Genomic DNA, 23,564 nt, shown 5'->3' with positions numbered 1-23,564 from the left:
GGGTGAATAATAAGATAGAGACATGGATATATATGTTAATAGTGTAGCATTTGTAGAAGCTGAAATCTATTTAATTCTGAAAGTTCTGTTCTTTTTGTTGTGTGACATTTTTCCTGAAACCAACCTTCCTTCCATCCGTATAATAGCTAAGTAGAAAAAAAGAAAGAGAGATGATCGTATGACGTTTGTTTTTATTATTTCGGCAGTTGCAGCGATTGTTACTGCATTATTAGTCGTACCTTTGACTGCTAAAAGGAAGGACATGGTGTCTTCTCTCATTGGTCTAGCGATTTCGACATTTATTTTACTGGTCATTGTATACTATTTAACAAATTTAGACCGAAATTGGACGGCTTTATGGCCTTGGCTTGTACTCGCTACATTAGCTGGGATGATTCTTTCAAAAGGAATGGAACAAAAAGCAAAAGGTGTGCTTTTCTTAGCCAGTTTAGTAGTTGCAATCTATATGTTATTTGCTCCTTTTGGGAATGCAGATAAAAAATTTGAAGTAGCTAAAATGGATGAAAAAGTAGAAATTGAAGCGTTTGATGAAACGAAAACGCCTGCAAGTGTACCACCTCAATTTGCACGAAATAAGATGAAAAAAGCATTTGGGCAAGTTCCAAATACAAGTTATTATGAATTAGGAAATTTACAAATTCAAAAAGTCAATGAAGAATACGTTTATATTGCACCGGTAGAGTTTTCTGGATTTTTCAAATGGTGGAATGGAGATGTGACACCAGGTTATTTTACGATGAGCGCGACGGATTCATCCGATAATCCTGAATTTATCGAAGCTGATATGACTTACACACCGTCTTCCTACTTCCATAAAAATTTAGAAAGACATATGCGTATGAAGCATCCAACGAAAATATTTTATGGAGATGTTCAGTTAGAAATCGATGAGGATGGAAAACCATATTATATCCGTTCATATGGGAAATTCATCTCTGCTCGTAACGGTTTTGATGTAGAGGGAATCGTTGCAGTAGACCCTGCCACCGGTCAAACAGATGCCTACGTTTTGTCAGATGTTCCGGCATTTATAGATGGAGCGGTGTCTCCAGAAACGGTTAGTCTGCAAAATAGCTATTATGGGAAATATATACATGGTTTTATGAATAGTTTGTTCGGTAAGAAAGACGTGAAGCTGCCTTCTGATGAAGGAACAGAAGCAAATGTTAGTCCGATTTTCGGGGAAGATGGTCAAATGTATTACTTCACTGACTTTACGAGTCCTAAAGAAGGCGTCGATTCGATGCTCGGTTATTCATTAACAGATGGTCGAACTGGTAAAGCGACATATTACACTGGAAATTTAGAAGATTCGTATATGGATTCACAAGGGGCACTACAAATTATTGAAAAGAAATTTATCGAGAAGAAATGGGAAGGGGAAATGCCAGTCCTGTACAATTTCTACGGAGAGGCAAGTTGGTTAACTCCAGTGCTGGATTCGAATGGATTTTTACAAAATTACTTCATCGTATCAGCGGCAAATCCGGAAATCTCTGTGTACGGAAATACACCGAACGAAGCATTGAAACTGTATAAAACAGCTATTCAACGCGGTGGAAGTTCAGTGGACGGCAGCTCAAAAGCGGAAGAAAAATCGGTAAATGGTACAGTTGCACGCGTGTTCAAGGAACGTGTTGGAGACTTCACTCAAGTTTCTTTCTTACTCAATAATAAAGAAAACTATATTGTATCTTCCGAAATATCTCCACTTGCGGTTTATATGGCAGAAGGAGATATCGTTCAAGTAACATATCTAGACACAGGAGAACTATTCCTACCTGTTAAAGAAGTGACGATTAAAGGAATTGAGAAGGAATAAATAAGACTGTCGACAAACCCTAATTCATTGGGCTTGTCGACATTTTTTTGTAAATCAATATTAGAACAGCCTGTTAATAATAAGATGAGAAAGATGAAAACTCGCTTGTTCATCTAAACCTCCTATAGTATCAATTTTTCGACAACTTGGTTGAAAATCCCTACTTAGATGGTATAATAAAAACATAATCAGGATATATTAAAAAGACTGCTTGGTGCGGTCAACACCAAACAGTCATGTAATAAAATAGCATCGCTTCAAAGGCGATCAGCAAATATGAAGAGTAAATCACCCTATTGCTTGCGGCTCAGGGGCGGTTTACTTTTTTTCTTTTGAAAAAGTAAGAATGGAAACAATCAAACCAGCGAACGCAACAGCGAACATCAAGGCTTCGAAAGTTGACATTGGCAACATCTCCTTTCCCTATTCTCGTATTAAACAAAAATAGTAAATAGGAATAAAGGAAATGCTGACCGCCCATGAACACCCTATTCTATTACTCTCCTATTATACCATGTACCTCTATTTTAGTTGTTATAATATTCTGTTTAAAGTCGATTCAGCTAGAATCTAAAAAATACTCCTATACAACTTAAATAATTAAATAAAGCTATCGTAGTTTATTATAAGATAGCTTTTGCACTATAATATTAACTAAATACGAAGATCATTTAGACAAAGGAGTGATTTATTGAAAGTCCATTACTTAACAATAGGGGAAGTGGCGAAACTCAGTAATATATCCGTTCAAACATTACGTTTTTATGATCGAATAGATTTATTTAAACCAATAAAAATCGACCCCAATAATCAATATAGATATTATCAAAATACTCAATTGTATTATTTAGACATTATTAAATCACTAAAATATCTTGGTTTGTCTTTAGAAGAAGTTAAATCTGTACTAACATTGAGCCCCGAAGAACTAGTGAATTACTTGGCGGATCAAGAAAATAGAATTGAAGAGGAATTTAAAAGACTGATCGAAACAAAAGAAGTATTGAAACGAAAAAAGGAACAAATACAATCATTTGTCCTTGAGTCTAGTAGAATGCATATTTGTGTAAAGAAAATGCCTGCACAAAAAATAGTGAAAATAAAAACCTCTAACATAAGCATTAACGACATCCCGAATATGGAATACGGTGTTATAAGCAAAGTGTTAGAAGATATGGGGAGCGTATTTGATACGTTATATGGTGGGGCATACTCTTTAGATAGATATGAATCATTAGATGATATCCATTACGACTATCTATTCACACATACCGTGACAGACAAGGAAATTGATATTAACTTTGAGGACGTCGAAATAAGCACCATTCCTGAAGGAGAATATCTCAGTATTACCTTTGCATTAGAAGATAATGCATATGAAACTTGTTATCAAAAATTAATGGATTATATTGATCAACATCAGACGAAAATAGAGCCAATTGTATATGACGTTTGGATGCCAATAAATTTCGCTGCTTCAAATGAGGATGAATTCTTGGTTGAATTAAAAATACGACTTCAAGCTACTTGACCCTATAGTTACTATAGGGTTTATTTTTAATAAACAAAGAGAATTTTTTACTAGATAATGAGGAGCTTGAAAATGGTTATGCAAAAAAGTAGTTTGAATAAGACAATATATTTAGTGCTAGTGAATTTATTTGTTGTGTTTTTAGGGATAGGATTAGTTATTCCCGTAATGCCTACGCTAATGAGAGAAATGCATCTAGAAGGTTCAACAATGGGTTACTTAGTAGCAGCCTTTGCATTTACGCAACTATTAGTATCTCCTATAGCCGGGAGATGGGTTGATACATTTGGCCGTAAGAAAATGATTGTAATCGGTATGCTTCTTTTTGCACTGTCTGAGATGCTTTTCGGTTTTGGACAAGATGTGAAGGTATTATATGTTTCTCGGATGTTAGGCGGTGTTAGTGCAGCATTCATGATGCCGGCAGTGACTGCTTTTGTTGCAGATGTTACTTCTTTAAAGGAACGACCAAAAGCAATGGGATATGTTGCGGCAGCTATAAGTACTGGATTTATTATAGGTCCTGGAATTGGTGGTTTTTTGGCTGAACATGGAACAAGGCTGCCTTTCTTTTTTGCAGCAGCTTTAGGTTTATTAGGATCTGTCTTTTCATTAGTAATACTGAAAGAACCTAAAAGACCAGAAATAGAAGACAAGAAAACAGAAAAGCAAGTAGCAAAATCAGGGTTCCGAAAAGTGTTGGAACCGATTTATCTCATTCCGATGATTATCATCCTTGTATCTAGTTTTGGCTTAGCGGCTTTTGAAACAGTCTATTCTCTTTTCGTCGATCATAAATTTGCCTTTACACCAAAAGATATTGCTTTAATCATTACAGTGAGTGGAATCCTAGGTGTGATTGCTCAAGTTTTATCGTTTGACCGTATCGTAGGGAAAATAGGGGAGATTAGGCTAATCCAAGTTTGTATGGGCGTATCGGCAATATTCATATTTGCTATGATTAAAGTGGCGGCATACTGGTCTATATTGCTTGTGACTTTTATTATTTTCCTAATGTTTGATTTAATACGCCCTGCATTGACAACGTATTTGTCTAAAATAGCTGGTAATGAGCAAGGTTTTGTTGGTGGTTTAAACTCCACTTTTACGAGTGTAGGAAATATTATAGGACCTGGAATTGCAGGAATATTATTTGATGTAAATATCGATTATCCATATGTATTATCGATGTATGTACTTGCACTTAGCTTTGTAATTTCGCTATTTTGGAAGGAACGAACCAACTAATATAAAGCTATCCTCCTAAACCTGGGGGATAGCTTTTAAAATAGGAATACATCATTGTGAAGAGGTATCTTGCGATTCGGAGAGTGCATCTTGCTATTTATGGATCTCATCTTTAGATTAGCCAATATATTGCGTAATTATTTAATAATTAAAGGGCGTTTTCCTGGTATTTATGAAAAAAACGAGTGAGTAAATGATTGTATTCATTTTTCTTCTCCAAAATAGGCAAATGTCCACAGTTACCGAGAATGGCCAATTCAGCTTGTGGCATAAACCATTTTGTTTGGAAGACACTAAACAAAGGGTTTATTTCATCGTATTGTCCACCGACGATTAAAGTAGGAACTCTGACAAATGGCAGGATGGGAAGATAATTAGATTTGATCGCCGAAAAAGAAGACGCGATGTAGGGTGTTTTTTTTATAAGAAACATTTTTTTCGCCGCGTTGATTAAACTAGGCTCTTTTCGATACAGACACTTTTCTGCAGTGTACGTTGTATACTCGTCGCTTGTTGATGAATGCAAGTTTCTTGCACCTTTCATAACCGTCAATTGCCCTAAACATGTGGGAGCATAAGAAAAAGTATTAGATAAAACCATAGATTGTACGATTTTATTATTTTGGCAATAAATTTCTTGTACGACTAATCCTCCCATTGAAAGTCCACAAAAATGAGCTTTTTCAATGCCTAGTGAGGCAAGAAGCGATAAAATGTCTTGTGCAAATACAGAAATAGAAATATTATCGTATTCTTCGGATTCACCATGTCCGCGAAGGTCTGGTATGATCAATCGATAATTGGAGGATAATTCGTATTGGTTCTCCCAGGATTCCTTTAAACTTCCTAATCCATGAATTAATACTACGGGTTCGCCTTGACCGATATCTAAATAATGGATGGTATTGACCTCCTTTACTACGCTTATTATTGTTTAGTGTTCCCGTGCAACTTCCCATTATTCCTATTTTATTCAAGGGACAGAAGAAGGCTACATTTCTTCTGTATGAACAAGCGAAGTCATTTTATCTTTTCATGAAAATCCGATACAATAGAAGATAAGAACATTTAGTGGTGAAATGGAGGACTTAGTCGTGCCGGAAGTAGCAGCTTTACAAAAAGAAGCAATGGACATGCTAAAAAAGACAAGCAGAACTTTTTACATACCAATCACTTTTTTGGAACCAAAATTAAAAAAAGCGGTTGCCTCTGCTTATTTAGTCATGCGTGCGATAGATGAAATAGAGGATCATGAAGCACTAGGTTCGCAAGAGAAACAAGCCCTATTGCGTGCAACGAGTAAAATGTTAGCAACTGAATTTAATACAAAAGAGTACGAACAGCTAGTACAACCTTTCCAAGACATATTGCCAGAGGTTTCCTTAAGACTTGGCGACTGGCTAGCAATTTGTCCAGTAGATTTAGTGGACAAAGTAAAAGAGTCTTCAAGCGAGATGGCAGAAGGTATGGCTAAATGGGTAGAAAAGAATTGGCAAGTAAAAACAAAAGAAGATCTGGATGAGTATACATATTATGTTGCAGGTTTAGTTGGAGTAATGCTTTCGGATTTATGGAAGTGGAGTGCAGATATCGATACTGATCGAGAACTAGCGATTGCATACGGACGAGGTTTGCAAGCAGTAAACATTTTGCGCAATAAAGACGAGGATAAAGAACGCGGGGTTCAATTCTTCCCAGAAGGCTGGACACGTGAAGACATGTTCCACTATGCAGAAGAGAATTTAGCAAAAGCAGATGAATACAACAAAAGTATTAAACGAAAAAGTATCGTATTATTTTGCAAGCTGCCACTTGCACTAGCTCATAAAACATTAAAAGCGTTGAAGAGTGGGAAAGAGAAAATGACTCGTGCGGAAGTAGAAGCTACTGTGGAAGAAGTACAGGCGGAAGTTTAAAAACATAGAAAATCCCGAGAAGAATTTGAATATTCTTCTCGGGATTTTTTTGTTTTCAGGTAATTAGAAATAAGACGCCTATTTAGTTGAAAACATACGAATCAAAGGGAGATTTTTGATCTCCTAACTACGTCAATGTCTTCTCTTCAGCTGTTATAGAGTATTGATTAAATTTCTAGTTAACCATAAGGATGGTTATCGATACCTAGACTCGAACAAATGAGATTCACTGACTGGAGGATACAGATTACTTATTATCCAATATTCCATTTGTTAAGAAAAAGTAATAAATATCACAAATTCAAGTCAAAATACTAAAAAAATAATATCAGAATAGTCCGTATAATTGAAAAATAAAAAGGATTAAGGGGGATGTTCAAATGAAATTGAAAAAATATTTGCTTGGTTTGGCTATTACTGTACTGTTAATTTTAACAGGATGCTCTACCCAGCTTTCATCAGATGATGAATCATCTAATGATGCGCAAGCGGCAGACGCAGATACGCTAATCATTGCACGTCTATCAGATGCAGAAAACTTAGATCATCAATTTATGTCGACTATAAATGCAGCGAGTGTTACACACGGGAAGGTATACGAAGGACTGGTAGGACGTGATAAAAATGCTGAGTTTGTGCCACTTCTAGCTGAAAACTGGGAACAAATTAGTGATACGGTTTGGGAATTTTCTCTTCGAGAAGATGTAACATTTCACGATGGAGAACCGTTTACTTCTGAGGCAGTGAAGAAAACATTCGAACGATTGTTAGATCCAAATGTAGGGTCGCCACGAGCGGGAGCTCTTTCTATGGTTCAAGAAATTAAAGTTGTTGATAATCATACTGTACAATTTATTCTTAGTGAATCATACGCTCCTTTACTTTCTATTCTAGCAAGTCATGAAAGTGGAATCATCAGCCCAAAAGCAATTGAACGCTTTGGGAAGGAACTAATCAATGAACCTGTGGGCACAGGACCATTCCGTTTTGAGCATTGGAAACCAGGGCAAGAAATCGTTTTAGTCCGTAATGAAGAATATTGGGGCTCGGCTAGTGAATTAGCGAAAGTCGTCTTTAAAGTAGTACCTGAAGAAACGACTCGTGTATCAATGATTGAGACCGGGGAGGCGCACGTGACAGAACCATTGTCAGTTACGATGATGGAGACAGTTGAAAATTCGTCGTCCAGTGATCTATACCGAAGTGAAAGCTATGGTACGGAGTATCTTGGATTTAATGTTTCTAAGCCACCATTCGATAATGTACTTTTACGAAAAGCGGTTGGTCATGCAATTGAACTTAATTCCATTCGAAAAGGAGTATTTAACAACGTTGGTGGAGTTGCCAATTCACTTCTCGGATCTAAAGTGTTCGGATACGATGAAACTATGCAACCGTATAGCTATAATTTGGACGAAGCGAAACGTTTGATGGCGGAAGCGGGATATAAGGATGGACTGACTATCAAACTTACAACGATGGATAGTAAAGAACGTATTAACCTTGCTGAGGTCATTCAATCTCAATTAAAAGGTATTGGTATTACAGTTGAAATTGAAGTTTTAGAATATGGTACGTTTGTAGATACTACGAATTCTGGTAATACAGAAATGTATATTTTGAGTTGGAGAAATGCTACAGGGGATGCTGATTATAACCAGTATAATCTCCTCCATTCTAGTACACATGGGGCGGGTGGAAATAGATTCTTCTATGCAAATCCACAAGTTGATGAATGGATTGAACAAGCACGACAAGAGATGGATAGTGACAAGCGAGTCGAGCTTTATTCCAAAGCGCAACACAAACAGATGGAAGACGCTCTCTATATACCAGTCCGTGTGATAGAAAATGTGGCGGCTGTGCATAAAAATGTTGAAGGTTTTGATATCGCCCCAGCGGGATATATTGATCTTTCGACAACTCGTATAAACAATTAATATTGGATAGGCTTCCTTGAAGCCTCTTTTCCATTTAGAGGAGGGTATTTTGTGAAAGGTCTCAGAAATGTAAGAATAGAAAAAGGATGGAGTCAAGTTGATGCACAACGCGTAGAAACAGTTACAGAACTAGTTGATATTGAGTGGGAGAATGGAAAGATTGTCCGGATTTATGAGGCGAAAGGGAATTCTTTGGGGGGAGGATGGCTAGATGGTGGCGGGAGATTAGCGCTACCTGGAATTTCTGAAAAACACGTGCATTTAGACAAAACTTATTTCGGTATGCCATGGAAAGCATGTATCCCAGCCTCCTCAGTATTGAAGAGAAGTCATATTGAAAAGTCGATATTAGAGAAAGCTGAGCTTACAGCTAAAACACGAGCTGAAAATTTATTTAAACATTTAATTTCTATGGGTGCCACTTCAATTCGTACCCATGTGGACATATATCCTGAAGTTGGTCTCTCTTTTTATCGAGAAGTAAAAAAAGTGGCGGAGAAGTATCCTCAAGTTCAAACAGAAATAGTGGCATTTGCCCAACATGGTTTTCTAAACGACGATACAATATCTGCCATGCGTCAGGCCATTGTAGAAGGGGCAGATTTTATTGGTTCTGTTGATCCGGCTACTATTGATCAAGATATCGAAAAGTCTCTTCGTACCCTACTGGAAATGGCGGTAGAAGGTAATGTCGGTGTCGACATACATTTGCACGATCCTGGACACCTTGGAACGTATACAATTGAAAGATTAGCGAAATTGACTTGCGAATACCAACTTCAAGGGCGTGTTTACGTGAGTCATGCATTTGGGCTTGGAGATGTGTCGACAGAAGCTCTAGGTTCTGTCATACAGGCCATGAAAGAGGCGGAAATTGCAATTATTACAACAGTCCCTATTGGTCGAAACGCACCTCCAGTCGATTTGTTAGATAAACAAGGGATAGGCGTGCATCTAGGTAGCGACAATATTTATGATTCTTGGTGGCCGACAGGCAATGGGGATCTGGTGGAAAGGTTAGGGAGATTACTAGAAAAAAATCGCTGGACCAACGAAAAGGCATTGGCTGCGTCTCTCAAATTTATCACAGATGGTATCACTCCACTCTCCGAACAAGGTGAGAGACTTTGGCCGCGTGTAGGTCAAGATGCTACGATGATTTTAACACCTGCTCAGTGTACTGCAGAATTTATAGCACGGCGCACTCCTAGAGAGATAGTAATTGCCAAGGGAGTCCGTATGTTTTAAGGAAAAGCCTTCTGTTAAGGAAGGCTTTTTTTCTGTGAAAGGAATCAGATGTCGTCTTTCTTCTACTCGAATAAGAAGAGAAATGAAGAGAGGAGCAATCCAAGTGGCAGTAAGCACCGAGACACACGTTAACAAAAGTAAGGGTACCTGCCAAGAGACCTCTTAGAACGCCTGGACGTTTTGCTTCATTTTTACCATAAATCAGTTGAAGCAAGACGGGATGTTGTATCCCATACTTTGCTCTAGCGACACCATTTGTCGTCATAAGAAAGGTACTTCAGATTGCAGATGCAAGAATTACACCGATTACCTCATAGACGGTGAGACCTAAAGTAAAGAATCCAGCACTAGCAGCGTAGGATGGAATGTTATTCACTAATCCCCATCCAGAGAGAGCTGTAATGTACCTAAGACCATTATCTTCCCTCTAGGTTTGTCGGATGTAGGTCAGGAGGAATAGCAATTGTACATGTCATTATATCGACCTCCTATTCCATCGGTTTCTTATATTTTTGTAAATTAAATAAATAAAATGCTATAAAAAGTAGGAATGCCGTCAAAAAGCTTGCCCAAATTGAAAAGAAGGAATGAAGTGATATCTGACTCACAATTCCTATGACAGAACCTATAGCAACGATTATGGTAGGGGCAGGTCCCGTGCGATGATCCGTTATCAAGATATACATCACAGCTGGAATCAAAGAAGCGTACAGATTCCCAAAAAAGAAGAGTAAGGAAAAAGACGAAGGTAAAACAATCGCGACGATTACGAAAAGGACAAGTACCGGTATCCAAACAGAAAGGTGGTGATACCGTGTAATCTGTTTATCTGTTAATGAATTTTCTAGCCATACGTTCCTGATTAGTAGAGATGTCCAACCATGTAATTCACTACTCGACGCTGTAAGCATTGCAATCAAGCAAAAGACCACAAAGATAATCATCAAGAAAGAGGCATCTAGTGCTTGCAACATTGTTTGTATAAGAAGGTATACTTGATCAAATGATTTCCCTGATATTGCGAACAATAACAATGCTAATAGTGCCATGGGAACAGTCGCCCAAATAAGCCCAGTCGATTGAAGTGCTAAACCAATCTTTTCGGGTTTTGTTACAAAAATTCGCATCCAAGTAGCGCTATCCGTTAGAATTTGCCCTGTGAATACAATGACGGCAGCTGACACAAACCACACTGTCTCGTGACTTCCAATGAAAAAAAGATATGGGTGATATAGTTTGACCCCCTCATAAATGGGACTTATCCCGTTTTGAAGATAAGAATAAATAGGGAGTAGGATAGTCGTCAGAAATATCATTACGACACTATAGAACGAAAGCGTGGTTAATTTTTTCAACCCACCATACCCGCCCAAATAGATAACTAAAAGCAAAAATCCTCCAAAACCAATTAGTGGGAACTGCGGAAGTACATAATAAAATAGGGTTCCAGCTGCATAAAATTGCACCATAAGAGCATATGCACCCATGAAAAGAAGCAACAGAATAAAAGTATGATGATAAGTAGGCAAAAGCTTTTCCTTTAACACATCACCAATCGTTATGGCTTCAGGAAAACTCCGTCGGACACGTTTCGCCACAAGGCCAAGAAAAAAGAAAGCGAGTCCGCCAGCAATGGCGTACCCGATACTTCCAGCAATTCCATATTGAATAAGCGTCTGAGGTGAGGAGAGGATGGTGTTACCGGTTACCCACCGTGCAAGTAATGTAATAATTGCTAATCCTAATCCAAAGGAAACCGGCCCACGCATATAGAGCATCCATTTGTCGTTCATTCCATGTACAGCTCCTTGGCTCTGTAATCTCGTGGGGTGGTGTTAAACTCTTTGCGAAACATTTGACTAAAGTAGTGCTGGCTGTTGAAGCCACAACTTTCAGCAATAGATGATATTGTGGCATCGGGTTTTTCGCATAACATTCGCTTGGCAGCGAGGAGACGGTAATGGTTCACGTATTCAGCAAACCCCGTTCCGACTTCTTCTTGGAACTTTCGACTTAAGTAGGCCGAATTGATATGAATACGGGACGCTAAGCTGCTAAGTGTTAGGCGTTCATCAAATTCTTCATGAATAATTTGAAGAGTATGGCGTATTGTTTCGGAATAGTGAGAATGAGCAGTATAATGATTGAGCACGCGCACGAGCTCTTCTTCAATAATCGGTTTAGTCAAATAATCCATTACTCCGACTTTGATAGCCTGTTGTGCAAACTCAAAACTTTGAAATGCAGTAACCATAACCAGGTCAGCTTTTGTCTCTGTTCTAAGTTCCTGCGCAAGGTCCAATCCACTTTTACCGGGCATCTGTATATCCAAAAAGGCAAGACGAATAGAAGTCTTGCGGGCAAGACGAATAGCTTGCGATGCGTCTTGGGCTTTCCACACTGTAGCAGTAGGAAAATGTTTTTCAATGAGATAGACCATCTGTTCGATCTCAAGAGGTTCGTCATCTACTACTAAAATGTTCATCCTTATACCCCTCCCTTTCTTCCCAATATTGAAATGGATACGAAATGGATACGGTGATCCATTCCCCGTTTATTTGACTTTCAATAGACACTTCGTCTTTCGAAAACAAGAGTGAGAGACGATTCTCTAAGTTTGATAACCCTATTCCTATAGTATCTTCTTTATCCTTTGGAGAAACGACAAGATTGTTCGTGACAGTTATTTGTACTTGCGTCCCCTTACGATTCGCAGAAATGATTAAATGAGCACGTCCTATATTCTTTTCAAATGCATGTTTAAATGCATTTTCAATTAATGTTTGGACTAAATATGGAATAGTAAGAGCAGACAATACTTGCGGTTCCGTTTGCCAAACGATCTCAAGGCGCTCACGGAACCTAATCCGTTGAATTGCCAAATAGTATTCGACGTATTCAAGTTCCTTTCGCAAGGTTAGAGTTCTGTCAGTAGTAATATATTTGTGTTTTAATAACTTTGAGAAGTTTTCGAGTCCTGAAATTAACTCATCTTTTCGTCCAAGTCTTGCTAAACTTAGCATGGAGTTTAACGTGTTAAAAAAGAAATGTGGTTGAATTTCTTGATTGAGTTGAATGTAGAGTGCTTCCTGTAAATCGCGTTCTAAAGCCATTTCTTTCTTTTGCTTTTCTAGTAAATCAATTCGATTTTCATAAGCTAATAAAAATAATAGAGCAAGCGCTCCTAAGATAGGAGCCAGAATGCAGAGGGCGATGAATATCGTAAAAGCCTCAATTGTTAACATACGCTCTGACTCCTTTTTAACAATCGGTTAAGCAGAGAAGAAATCGTTCGCATAGTGACACGCAACATGGTGTCCATTTTGCACTTCTACTGTCTCTGGTTCCTTGCTACTACATAATTCTGTCGCAAAAGGACAGCGAGTATGAAAGCGACAACCCGATGGCGGATTGATCGGTGAGGGGACATCCCCTGATAAAAGAATACGTTCTTTTTGTACCTTAGGATTAGGTACAGGTATTGATGAGAGTAATGCTCGAGTATACGGATGCGTTGGTTGATTAAACAGGGCGTGTTTAGGCGCAATTTCTACTACTTTTCCAAGGTACATTACCATGACACGATCAGAGATATGACGAACAACGCTCAAATCATGTGATATGAACAAAAATGTCAAATTCAATTGACGTTGTAGGCGTTTTAATAGATTCAAGATTTGTGCTTGAATCGATACATCTAAGGCAGATACGGCTTCGTCACAAATTATCAGTTTAGGGTTCACAGCCAATGCTCGTGCAATTCCTATACGCTGTCTCTGTCCACCACTAAACTCATGAGGATGCCGAGATAATGCTTCTTCAGGTAGTCCTACAAGATGCATAAGTTCTCTCATTCGATCTTTTCTTAACTCTTTCTGAACGGAATTTTGAATCGACATGGCTTCAGAAAGGATCTGCTGAATCGTTTGTCGTGGATTTAAAGATGCGAATGGATCTTGAAATATTACTTGTAACTCACCCCGTAATGTACGCAAGTCCTTTTTTGACAAATCTAATATATTTTTACCATTATACACTACTTTTCCCGCTGTCGGTTCGTCTAATCTTAGGATGGCTCGACCAGTTGTAGATTTGCCACAACCGCTTTCTCCTACAATACTCAACGTTTCCCCTTCGCATAGTGTGAAGCTAATATCATCTACTGCCTTCACAGAAAGCTTAGGTTGCAACAACTTTTCTCGCTTTACAGAGAAGTACTGTTTAAGGTTTTGTACTTCTAGGAGAACTTTTTGTTCTTGAACATTTACCATTACATAACTACCTCCTGTTCTCGCCACTTATTACTGTAAACCCAACATCGTACCTTTGATCCGCTTTCATGTTCAATTAATTCAGGCTTCTGCTCACGACATAGGTTGGTTGCCAACGGACATCGAGAAGCAAAACGGCAACCAGGTGGCATATTGAAGGCACTTGGAACATTTCCTTCGATTGTATATAGTTCTTCTTGATCCTCATCGATTTTTGGTAATGAGGCTAGTAGTCCTTGCGTATACGGGTGCAAGGGAGTTTCATATAACGTTTCCGTAGTTGCATGTTCTACGATGTTTCCTGCATACATCACAGCCACTTTATCGCAAGTCTCGGCGACCACACCCAAATCGTGTGTGATGAGTATGACACCCATCCCTAATCGTTCTTGCAGTTCTTTCATCAATCTTAAGATTTGAGCTTGAATGGTTACATCTAATGCGGTTGTTGGTTCATCTGCAATAAGAACTTCAGGATTACATGAGAGTGCCATCGCAATCATGACACGTTGTCGCATGCCTCCACTTAATTGAAATGGCTCTTGTTTTGCACGTTTTTCAGGAGATGGGATACCTACAAGACGTAACATTTCTACTGCTTTTTTAGCAGCCTCTTTTTTATTTAAGTTCTGATGAAGGCGGATAGCTTCTGCAATTTGTTCACCAACAGGAAGTACTGGGTTCAGCGATGTCATTGGTTCCTGAAAAATCATTGAGATCTCATTCCCACGTAATTTTCTCATCTCAGATTCAGGCAGTTCGACTAGGTTCCTACCTTTAAAGAGAACCTCTCCTCCGGCAATTTTTCCGGGAGGAGAGGGGATTAGACGTAAGAGTGAAAGAGAAGTGATACTCTTACCACATCCCGATTCCCCTACAATTCCAAGAGTTTCTCCTTTGTGAAGTATAAAATCAATCCCATCCACTGCCTTACTTGTCCCTCGTTTAGTTATAAAATGAGTCTGCAAATTTTTAACTTCTAATATGACTTCTTTTGACATAATAATCACCTGCTTTCCTGAATTAATTAAGTTCGATACGTTTATTGAATAGACGATATAGAATATCTACGATTAGGTTTACTACAACGAATACAAGAGAAGCGACAAGGACGCCGCCTTGGACGACTGGCAGGTCACGCATACGAATTGCGTCGACAATCATACGACCTAACCCATTGATTGCAAAGATGGACTCCACTAGTACAGTTCCACCTAAAAGCGCACCGAATTGCAATCCGACGACAGTAATGACAGGGATTAGGGCATTTCTTAGTGCGTGCTTGTAGATAATTACACGCTCTTTAACTCCCTTTGCACGCGCTGTCCGAATATAATCTTGACGTATAACTTCTAGCATGCTCGAACGTGTCATTCGAGCCACAATCGCAGCTCCACCGGCTCCTAATGTGAACGCAGGAAGTACAATGTGTAACATGCTATCCCATCCTGCAACAGGGAAAATTTGAAGTTTGACTGAAAAGGAGTACATCAACATCAAACCGAACCAGAAGCTTGGTAGTGAGATACCTAGTAATGCAACAACCATAACAACTGTATCCAAGATGGAATATGGTCTGATTGCAGAGACGATTCCTGCCAACATTCCAAGGACGATTGTAATAAGAGTACTGAAAATAGCAAGCTCTAATGTAATCGGTAGACGAGTCATGATTTCTTGTAACACTGGTTGGTTGTTTTTGAGTGAGAAGCCCATATCGCCTCGCAGTAGATTGCTAACGTAATCGAAATATTGTATATAGAGAGGTTGATGAAGACCGAGTTGTTGACGAAGTGCTTCAATCGTCTCTTTTGTTGCTCCTTCACCAGCAAGTAGGACAGCAGGGTCTCCAGGAACAAGTTGCATAATGACAAATACTACAATAGTAACTCCGATAATGACCGGTATGGTCTGCATTAAACGTTTTATGATGAACCAAATCATGTACGCACCTCCTAATTTTTCATACGCGGATCGAGTGCATCACGCAATCCGTCGCCAAAGATGTTCAAGCCAAGTACGAGAATGGCGATGGCCATTCCTGGGAAAATCGCAATGTAAGGTGCAGAGAATAAGAAATCACGTCCACCACTTAACATAGTTCCCCATTCAGACGATGGGGGTTGGGCACCTAGACCAAGGAAGGACAATCCCGCTGCAGACAAAATTGCCGTAGCAATCCTTAATGTTCCTTGCACTATAATCGGTGATAGAATGTTAGGCAAGATGTGGCGAAAGATGATTGTACTATCTTTAGCACCTAATGAGCGAATAGCATCTACATACTCTAATTGCTTTACTTCTAAAGTAGACCCACGGACGATTCGAGCAAATAAAGGTACTGAAAATGCTCCTACAGCTATCGTTACATTGATCATTCCTGGTCCTAATGCACTGATGATAGCAAGTGCTAAGAGAATTCCTGGGAAAGCAAGAAGTACATCCATACAGCGCATAATGACGGAATCTACCCATTTTCCGTAATAACCTGCGATCAAGCCAAAAAGAATTCCAAAGAAGGCACCAAAGGCTACAGCAGCAAATCCAACTCCCATAGAGAGACGAGAGCCATAAAGAATTCTGCTTAATATATCACGTCCTTTGTCGTCAGTGCCCATCCAGTGTTCAAGAGAAGGGGATTGAAGCTTGTTCTCCAATTGAATCTCGTAAGGATCATAAGGAGCAAGTAGTGGAGCAAAGGTGGCAATAAAAATATAGAAGGCAATAATGATAGCTCCAACAACAGCCGCTTTATTTCGGAAGAACTGAGAAATAAAATTGCGCCAAGCTGACTCCTTGGGAGCGCCTAATACTTGAGTGACAGCAAGTGTATCTGTCTTTTGAATCGTCGTCATAGTGTTCTCTCCTTTTTCAATTCAAAATCAGTAAGATAGCTTAAAATTATCAGACTATGTAGAAAAGTAAATGTGTTTTGAATATATCGTTAAAATATTAAAACAATTTGTAAAGATAATGCAAAACGCATGCGAAACATTTAAGTACTATAGGTACTGTAACCAATAGATGCAGTGCATCAATTCCATAGGGAAAGGAAATGAGAGCGATGAAGAAGATGAAACATTTGTTTCTTGCAGGGAGTATCACGCTACTATTAGCTGCGTGTTCGACTGCCAGTTCGACAGAGACAAAGAATCGAGCTGAAGGGGTAGAAAATACGGCGGAAGAGTTGATCGTAGTCCGTCTGTCAGATGCTACAAATCTAGATCCCCATTTTATTACGGATATCCCATCAGCAAATATTTTGTATCAGAAGGTCTATGAAACCTTAGTAAAGCCTGATGAGAACTTTGAGATTCAACCTGGTCTGGCAAAAGAATGGAACGTAATCGATGATACTACTTGGGAATTCAAACTTCAGGAGGGTGTGACTTTCCATGATGGTACTCTATTTAACGCTGATGCAGTGAAAGCAACTATAGATCGTCTTTTAGATCCAGCTGTAGGGTCACCGCAACGTGAAAAGTTTTCAATGATTGAAGAAGTAGAGATTGTTGATGAACAGACGGTTCGTTTCCATCTCTCATATCCATACGCTCCATTGCTTTCAATTTTGGCAAGTCAAGAGGGTAGTATGATTAGCCCAACAGCTATCTCAGAAAATGCAGAAGCCCTTAAAGAGAGCCCGGTAGGTACCGGACCCTATACATTTGAGAATTGGATCTCGGGGCAAGAAGTTTCTATTGTGAAGAATCCAGACTACTGGGGAGAAGAAGTTTCTGTTGAACGTGTGGTCTTTAAAGTGGTGCCGGAAGACGCTACACGTCTGGCTATGATTGAAACAGGTGAAGCGCATATTAACGACCAAGTTCCAGTAACAGAGATTGAACGAATTGAAGATTCGGATACGATGGAACTTTATCGAACGGAAGGTCTTGCAGTTGAGTATCTAGGGTTCAACGTTGAAAAAAAACCATTTAATGATGTGCGTGTACGCCAAGCAATCAGCCACGCAATTGAGCGTGAAGCTATTATTTCTGGTGTCTACAATAATGTCGGTACATTAGCGAACTCTGCGATGAGCCCAAAGGTCTTCGGTTATAGCGAGTCTTCTAAACCACTTGCCTATGATCTGAACGCAGCGAAAGAATTATTAAAAGAAGCTGGTATTAAAGAAGGGTACAAAATTTCGTTGTTGACTAGTGACCGCAAGGAACGTATTAACATGGCTGAAGTCATACAGTCTCAATTAAAAGGCATTGGTATTAATGTTGAGATTCAAGTGATGGAATATGGAGCATTTATTGAAATGACGAACAACGGTGAACATGAAATGTTTATCTCAGGATGGGGTAATGCAACAGGAGATGGAGACTACAATCAGTATAATCTGTTCCATTCCTCATCACATGGACCTGCCGGAAACTCATTCTATTACGATAATCCAGAAGTCGACAATATAATTGAGCAGGCAAGACAAGCAACAGACTCAGATGAGCGTAAAGCACTTTACGAAAAAGTACTACAAATTGAGTTAGACGAAGCTGTATATGTACCAATCCGTAACTATGAGCACTTGGCTGTATCCAACAAGAATGTGTCTGGGTATTGGTTAAACGCCTCGAACTATCTCATGATTGAGGATGTAAAGATTACTGAATAATCATCATATCTTGTCAACACCATTTAAGGTGTTGTCACTGACTATTAAAGGAGGACGAAATAGATGAATAATTATTGGATTACAAACGTTCGAATTGAAACAGGATACGAAAAATCTGAAAATACAGTCGCTAAAACATTGACTGAACTGGTGAATATTCAAATTGATGGAGGGCGAATTGCCAACGTCACCACAGAAGCGCCTCCATCTGGAAGTGAAGGGCTAGACGCGAATGGAGCGTTGATGTTACCCGCATTCCGTGAGATGCACATTCACATTGATAAAACATACTACGGTGGACCTTGGAAGGCAGTCAGACCAGCAATAAACGGAATATTCACTCGAATAGAGGAAGAACAAAAGATTTTAAAAGACCAATTGCCAACAGTTGAAGAGCGTGCAAAGAAAATGCTCGAATTGTTGATCCGAAATGGACATACACATATACGTACACATTGTAATATCGATCCAGTCGTCGGAATTGAGAATTTAAAAGCTACAGTCAGAGCGTTGAAAGCCTATGAAGACTTGATCACCTATGAAATTGTAGCTTTCCCACAACACGGACTACTACGTAGTGATTCAGTCGAACTTGTTCGTCAAGCGATGGCCAATGGAGCAACGCATGTTGGGGGTGTCGATCCAGCAACTGTTGACCGTAACATCGAAAAAAGCTTAGAAACTGTCTTCTCAATTGCACAGGAATTTGATGCACCTATTGATATTCACTTACATGATCCGGATTCCCTTGGAGCCTTCCAAATGGAACAGATTGCAGAACTGACAGAAGCATCAGGAAAACAAGGTAAGGTAACAATCAGCCACGCTTTGGCTCTCGGAGATCTCGTCGATCCACGATTACAGACAGTAACCGAAAGACTTGCAGAGGTTGGTATTGATGTAACGACTACAGTACCTGTCAATCGACCGACCATACCTATTCCATTCCTCTGGGAAAACAATGTTCCGGTTTCAGTTGGACATGACAGTATTACAGATCACTGGTCTCCATTTGGAACAGGAGATACCATTCAGAAATTAGCATTATTGGGAGAGCGTTTTCGTATTAGTGATGAAATTGGTCTAAGCCAATTACTTCGCTTCGCTACAGGTGGTGTGACGCCACTATCACCAACTGGAGACCAACAGTGGCCAAAGTTGGGAGATAATGCTTCATTCTTGTTAGTCGACGCTACCTGCAGTGCAGAGGCTATTGCAAGACGTAAACCAATTAGCGCTGTGTATGGAAAGGGAAATGTATTCGTTCCTGAACAAGGTGTGGAAGAAGGCGTTTATTCATGACACTTTGGTTAACGGATGTGAAGATTGAGACAGGGCGAAAAACAGATGCAGGTAGAACACTGTATACCATTACTGAGTTTGTTTCCCTTGAGATAGTTGAAGGAAAGATAAAGTCCCTTCAACCTGCTGAAGTTCCCCTCCCGGCTAATGTTCAGTCTCAATCGATGAATGGTTTGCTATTAATGCCTGGATTTCGCGAAATGCACAATCATTTGGACAAAACATACCTATCGTTGGAATGGAAATCGATTAGGCCAGCAGCAAATTTAAAAGAACGCCTAAGAATGGAGGCACTTGAACTTGCGGAGCTTGCACAGTCAGGAAAGCAACGAGCATTGGCGATGATTGATCTGCTTGCTTCACAAGGCGCAACGCATATCCGGACACATGTAAATATTGACCCGTACATCGGACTCCAGAATTTAATTTCAGTTCGAGAAGCGTTAGAGGAATCCAAGGATAAACTGAGTTATGAAATCGTTGCTTTTCCACAACATGGGCTGTTAAACACCGGAGTAGTTGACCTAATGCATGAGGCTATGCGTGAAGGAGCTACCCATATCGGTGGATTAGACCCTGCAGGCATTGATGGGAAAATTGAAACTTCACTACGCACTATGATGCAACTTGCAGAGCAATACGATGCGGATGTTGATATTCACTTGCATGATGAAGGACATGTAGGTGCATATACAATCTCTAAACTCTTAGAGATTGTTCGGAGTCAGGGGTGGGAAGGGCGAACAGTTGTCAGCCATGCTTTTGCATTGGGTAGTATTCCGGAAGTTCAGCAACGTACATTGATCGAAGAACTCGTACAGACAGAAACTGCTATTATGTCTACTGTACCTTTGACTCGTTCAATTCCCCCAATTGATCTATTAGATCATTCGGGTGTAAAGGTACATTTTGGTTGCGATGGATTCTATGATTCATGGTCCTCCTTTGGAACAGGGGATTTACTTGAAAAATCAACGAAATATAGTCTTGTCTATCGTCAGGCTCAAGAAGACCAATTGGCACGTAATTTGAAGTTTATTACAGGGGGGATTACTCCTTTATCTGTTTCAGGAGAACAGCAATGGCCAAAAGTAGGCGATGAAGCAACGTTTGTATTCATCAACGCCACCTCTAGCGCAGAGGCTGTAGCTCGAACTTCTAAAAGAGAAGCCATCTTTTATAAGGGCAAACAGACATATGGAGAAGTGAGTCGCGATGCAGAAAACTCAAATCATGCACGACCTATTTGAAGCCATTTCACAATTTGACGATATGAAGTTGATGAAATGTCTTGCACTGGGAGCAGATTCAGATAGTACCAACGAAGTAGGGTTACCACCCATTGTTGCGGCGGCAGCAATTGGATTTACAAAAGGCATGAAGATTCTTTATAGAGCAGGGGCAGACCCAAACGCGTTAAATCGATTTGGAGGTACTATTCTCTTACCTTCTAGTGAAAAAGGGCATGTATCCGTAGTGAGAGAAGGAGTCTATTGGGGAGTAGATGTAAATCACGCTAATTATTTAGGATGGACAGCTCTCCAGGAAGCATTGATTCTTGGTGATGATAGTGAACTTTATCAACTTATCGTCTATATTTTGAATCGCAGTGGAGCGGATTGGAGAAAGAGAGATTTTGATGGGAAATCAGCAGAAGACTGGTTGAGTACGAAAGCAGAGAGTTTTGCGCAAATACAGTCGGACAGTCTACCTATTTTAAAGCAAATGTACTTTAATGCATATTTCTTAAATCTAGAAATTGAAGATAAGCTCCCAGCTGATAAATTCAGCTGGAAGAGTCTTGATTATTTTATGGCTTTTATCGATTCATATGATAGAGATGATTACCATACCGCTCTAGCTCACTGTCGAGAAGCTCGTAATCGCTTGTCAGAGGAAGATAAAAGTTCTTTTATTTACTATGAATTTCTAACGAGAAAGCGATTCACAGGATGGGAAGACGCCAACTTGTTTATTAAGCCTTTTCTTAGAGAAATTCACGAAAACCCATTCATTAAATACCATTATTCTAACTTTCTTAGAGAAGGTAATCAACACGAGGAAGCCGTACAAATAATGAGAAAGCTTTTAGAACAAGCTCCAACTAGAACAGATTATCTTTTCCATTTAGCAAATAGTTTATGGAATTTAGGGCATGAGAGCGAAGCGCTTGATGTGATGAAGCGTGCATCTACTATACAGCCAAGTAATTCCTTGTTTCGGAAATAATAAGATGAAAGTATGGACACACAATTTGTCCATGCTTTTTTTTATGGATAAATTCAAAGAATATAGCGTAAGTATTAGTTTTAAAAACTTCTCTTTATCTATATCAAACAGATAAGACTGTATCAGAGGTAACAATAGTGATTAAAAACTGATATATTATTTCTTGTTACAAAATAATTCCGCTTCTATTTTATCACGCTATCGTTCAATACCTGCGAGCTTAAAAGTACACTTATACGAACTGTTTTAGATTATTCATATTTAGCATTTCTATATGTTCGAAAATTATAAAATCTTTTTATGAACGTGCTCTATTTTAATATATTTTACGAACTCTTTTGGTTGAATAATAAAGAAAATCCAATTGAGGAGTAGATAAAATGAAAGTAAGAAATAAGGATACATGCGAGTCAGATGAAAACCAAAATGCGGTTCAACAGCTGGAACATGTCTCAATGGGAAAGCAAAAAAAGAATGGAACATAATAAAAAACCAGACAAAGTTTGTCTGGTTTTTTTATATAATGATCTATTATTGAGCTGTATATCCACCGTCAACCGTTAAGCTATTACCTGTCATGAATGAAGAATCATCAGAAGCCATGAAAAGTACAGCTTTTGCCATTTCTTCCGAATGACCAAGGCGTTTCATTGGTGTCATTGATGCTAGTATTTGTTTGCTTTCTTCAGGAATAATCGGAGTGTCAATGAAACCTGGGCATAATGAGTTTACACGAATATTTTGCTCTGCATATTCCAGTGCAAGTGAGCGTGTTAAGTTAATAACGCCACCTTTTGCTGCATTGTAAGCTGCTGAACCAGGTGATCCAACCCAGCCATACATAGAGGCTGTATTGACAATAGAGCCGCCCCCCGATTTAAGCATTTCACGAATTGCTTCACGAGCGACTAAAAATACGCCATCTAAGTCAACATTTACCGTGTTGCGCCATTCCGCATATTCTAGTGTATGTGATGGTTGTACACGACCAATTCCTGCATTATTGAAAACGATATCTACTTTACCAAAAGCTTCAATTGTTTGTTTAAAAATAGCTTGTACTTCTTCTTCACTTGTAATGTTTGCTTTCACAAAAATTGCTTCTGCGTTGTTTGCTTTTAATTCTTCTTCGAAAGCTTTCCCTTTTTCTTCATTTAAATCTACTAGTACGACTTTGGCACCTTCTGAAACAAAAAGTCTTGCTGTTGCAGCACCAATACCTGATGCCCCACCTGTGATGACTGCTACTTTGCCTTGTAATTTACCCAAAAGAATCGCCTCCAGAATTGATTATGCGTGTTTGTTATAATGGAAAGATATAGTGACTAGTTAAACTATTTTGCTTACACTTTAATTTTATCGGTTTGTTCAAACCAATCAATCATTAGAAAATCATTAATTGTCTAACTTGTAGA

20 protein-coding genes are annotated in these 23,564 nt (G+C 39.1%); 10 read left to right on the top strand and 10 right to left on the bottom strand.

Going from position 1 to position 23,564, the window contains the following annotated elements; translation table 11 throughout:
* Positions 1–178 precede the first annotated feature (178 nt).
* Positions 179–1,843, top strand: coding sequence for a sulfite exporter TauE/SafE family protein (locus tag FG383_RS04090; RefSeq protein ID WP_142605580.1), 1,665 nt, complete (start codon positions 179–181; stop codon positions 1,841–1,843).
* A 318-nt stretch (positions 1,844–2,161) separates the two neighbouring features.
* On the opposite strand, the gene FG383_RS21715 is transcribed toward FG383_RS04090, so the two are convergent.
* On the bottom strand, positions 2,162–2,248 hold the full coding sequence (locus FG383_RS21715; RefSeq protein ID WP_477919055.1) for a putative holin-like toxin: 87 nt from the start codon (positions 2,246–2,248) through the stop codon (positions 2,162–2,164).
* Between the two features lie 286 nt (positions 2,249–2,534).
* Here FG383_RS21715 and FG383_RS04085 point away from each other — a divergent pair, with 286 nt between their 5' ends.
* A complete protein-coding gene (locus tag FG383_RS04085) occupies positions 2,535–3,374 on the top strand; it encodes a MerR family transcriptional regulator (protein ID WP_185907839.1) in 840 nt (279 codons plus the stop codon).
* A 78-nt stretch (positions 3,375–3,452) separates the two neighbouring features.
* On the top strand, positions 3,453–4,622 hold the full coding sequence (locus FG383_RS04080; RefSeq protein ID WP_142605638.1) for an MFS transporter: 1,170 nt from the start codon (positions 3,453–3,455) through the stop codon (positions 4,620–4,622).
* A 148-nt stretch (positions 4,623–4,770) separates the two neighbouring features.
* On the opposite strand, the gene FG383_RS04075 is transcribed toward FG383_RS04080, so the two are convergent.
* On the bottom strand, positions 4,771–5,481 hold the full coding sequence (locus FG383_RS04075; RefSeq protein WP_246096851.1) for an alpha/beta fold hydrolase: 711 nt from the start codon (positions 5,479–5,481) through the stop codon (positions 4,771–4,773).
* Positions 5,482–5,716: 235 nt separating this feature from the next.
* Here FG383_RS04075 and FG383_RS04070 point away from each other — a divergent pair, with 235 nt between their 5' ends.
* The 3 genes from FG383_RS04070 (at position 5,717) to FG383_RS04060 (ending at position 9,726) form a co-directional block, all read left to right on the top strand.
* Positions 5,717–6,538: a squalene/phytoene synthase family protein gene (locus tag FG383_RS04070; RefSeq protein WP_425467621.1), complete on the top strand. Its 822-nt coding sequence runs from the start codon at positions 5,717–5,719 to the stop codon at positions 6,536–6,538.
* A gap of 380 nt (positions 6,539–6,918) precedes the next feature.
* Entirely contained in the window at positions 6,919–8,478 is a 1,560-nt protein-coding gene (locus FG383_RS04065) for a glutathione ABC transporter substrate-binding protein (protein ID WP_142605576.1), read from the top strand.
* Between the two features lie 51 nt (positions 8,479–8,529).
* The gene (locus FG383_RS04060; RefSeq protein ID WP_142605575.1) at positions 8,530–9,726 is read left to right on the top strand and encodes an amidohydrolase family protein; all 1,197 of its coding nucleotides are present in this window, start codon (positions 8,530–8,532) and stop codon (positions 9,724–9,726) included.
* A 488-nt stretch (positions 9,727–10,214) separates the two neighbouring features.
* On the opposite strand, the gene FG383_RS04055 is transcribed toward FG383_RS04060, so the two are convergent.
* The 7 genes from FG383_RS04055 to FG383_RS04025 are packed head-to-tail and all read right to left on the bottom strand — an operon-like array spanning position 10,215 to position 16,852.
* The gene (locus FG383_RS04055) at positions 10,215–11,519 is read right to left on the bottom strand and encodes an SLC5/6 family protein (RefSeq protein WP_142605574.1); all 1,305 of its coding nucleotides are present in this window, start codon (positions 11,517–11,519) and stop codon (positions 10,215–10,217) included.
* A complete protein-coding gene (locus tag FG383_RS04050; RefSeq protein WP_142605573.1) occupies positions 11,516–12,211 on the bottom strand; it encodes a response regulator transcription factor in 696 nt (231 codons plus the stop codon). Before FG383_RS04050 ends, FG383_RS04055 begins: the two co-directional genes overlap by 4 nt.
* A complete protein-coding gene (locus tag FG383_RS04045) occupies positions 12,189–12,971 on the bottom strand; it encodes a sensor histidine kinase (protein ID WP_142605572.1) in 783 nt (260 codons plus the stop codon). Before FG383_RS04045 ends, FG383_RS04050 begins: the two co-directional genes overlap by 23 nt.
* A 27-nt stretch (positions 12,972–12,998) precedes the next feature.
* Positions 12,999–13,997: an ABC transporter ATP-binding protein gene (locus FG383_RS04040; RefSeq protein ID WP_142605571.1), complete on the bottom strand. Its 999-nt coding sequence runs from the start codon at positions 13,995–13,997 to the stop codon at positions 12,999–13,001.
* Positions 13,997–14,998 carry an ABC transporter ATP-binding protein gene (locus tag FG383_RS04035; RefSeq protein WP_142605570.1) on the bottom strand — a complete coding sequence of 334 codons (1,002 nt, stop codon included), beginning with the start codon at positions 14,996–14,998 and terminating at the stop codon, positions 13,997–13,999. Before FG383_RS04035 ends, FG383_RS04040 begins: the two co-directional genes overlap by 1 nt.
* Before the next feature lie 22 nt (positions 14,999–15,020).
* Positions 15,021–15,941, bottom strand: coding sequence for a nickel ABC transporter permease (gene nikB / locus FG383_RS04030; RefSeq protein ID WP_142605569.1), 921 nt, complete (start codon positions 15,939–15,941; stop codon positions 15,021–15,023).
* 11 nt (positions 15,942–15,952) lie between these two features.
* Positions 15,953–16,852 carry an ABC transporter permease gene (locus FG383_RS04025; RefSeq protein ID WP_142605568.1) on the bottom strand — a complete coding sequence of 300 codons (900 nt, stop codon included), beginning with the start codon at positions 16,850–16,852 and terminating at the stop codon, positions 15,953–15,955.
* A 209-nt stretch (positions 16,853–17,061) separates the two neighbouring features.
* Here FG383_RS04025 and FG383_RS04020 point away from each other — a divergent pair, with 209 nt between their 5' ends.
* The 4 genes from FG383_RS04020 to FG383_RS04005 all read left to right on the top strand — a co-directional run bounded on the left by FG383_RS04020 (position 17,062) and on the right by FG383_RS04005 (position 22,149).
* Positions 17,062–18,618, top strand: coding sequence for a glutathione ABC transporter substrate-binding protein (locus FG383_RS04020; RefSeq protein ID WP_142605567.1), 1,557 nt, complete (start codon positions 17,062–17,064; stop codon positions 18,616–18,618).
* A 63-nt stretch (positions 18,619–18,681) separates the two neighbouring features.
* On the top strand, positions 18,682–19,920 hold the full coding sequence (locus FG383_RS04015) for an amidohydrolase (protein WP_142605566.1): 1,239 nt from the start codon (positions 18,682–18,684) through the stop codon (positions 19,918–19,920).
* Positions 19,917–21,170, top strand: coding sequence for an amidohydrolase (locus FG383_RS04010; protein ID WP_142605565.1), 1,254 nt, complete (start codon positions 19,917–19,919; stop codon positions 21,168–21,170). Before FG383_RS04015 ends, FG383_RS04010 begins: the two co-directional genes overlap by 4 nt.
* Entirely contained in the window at positions 21,136–22,149 is a 1,014-nt protein-coding gene (locus FG383_RS04005; protein ID WP_142605564.1) for an ankyrin repeat domain-containing protein, read from the top strand. The genes FG383_RS04010 and FG383_RS04005 overlap by 35 nt, the downstream gene beginning before the upstream one ends.
* Before the next feature lie 531 nt (positions 22,150–22,680).
* Here the strand turns inward: FG383_RS04005 and FG383_RS04000 are convergent.
* A complete protein-coding gene (locus FG383_RS04000) occupies positions 22,681–23,418 on the bottom strand; it encodes an SDR family NAD(P)-dependent oxidoreductase (RefSeq protein WP_142605563.1) in 738 nt (245 codons plus the stop codon).
* Positions 23,419–23,564: the final 146 nt, after the last annotated feature.

The sequence above is a fragment of the Psychrobacillus soli genome, assembly GCF_006861775.1.
GTDB lineage: Bacteria > Bacillota > Bacilli > Bacillales_A > Planococcaceae > Psychrobacillus > Psychrobacillus soli.
This window is presented reverse-complemented; position numbering and strand designations above follow the sequence as displayed.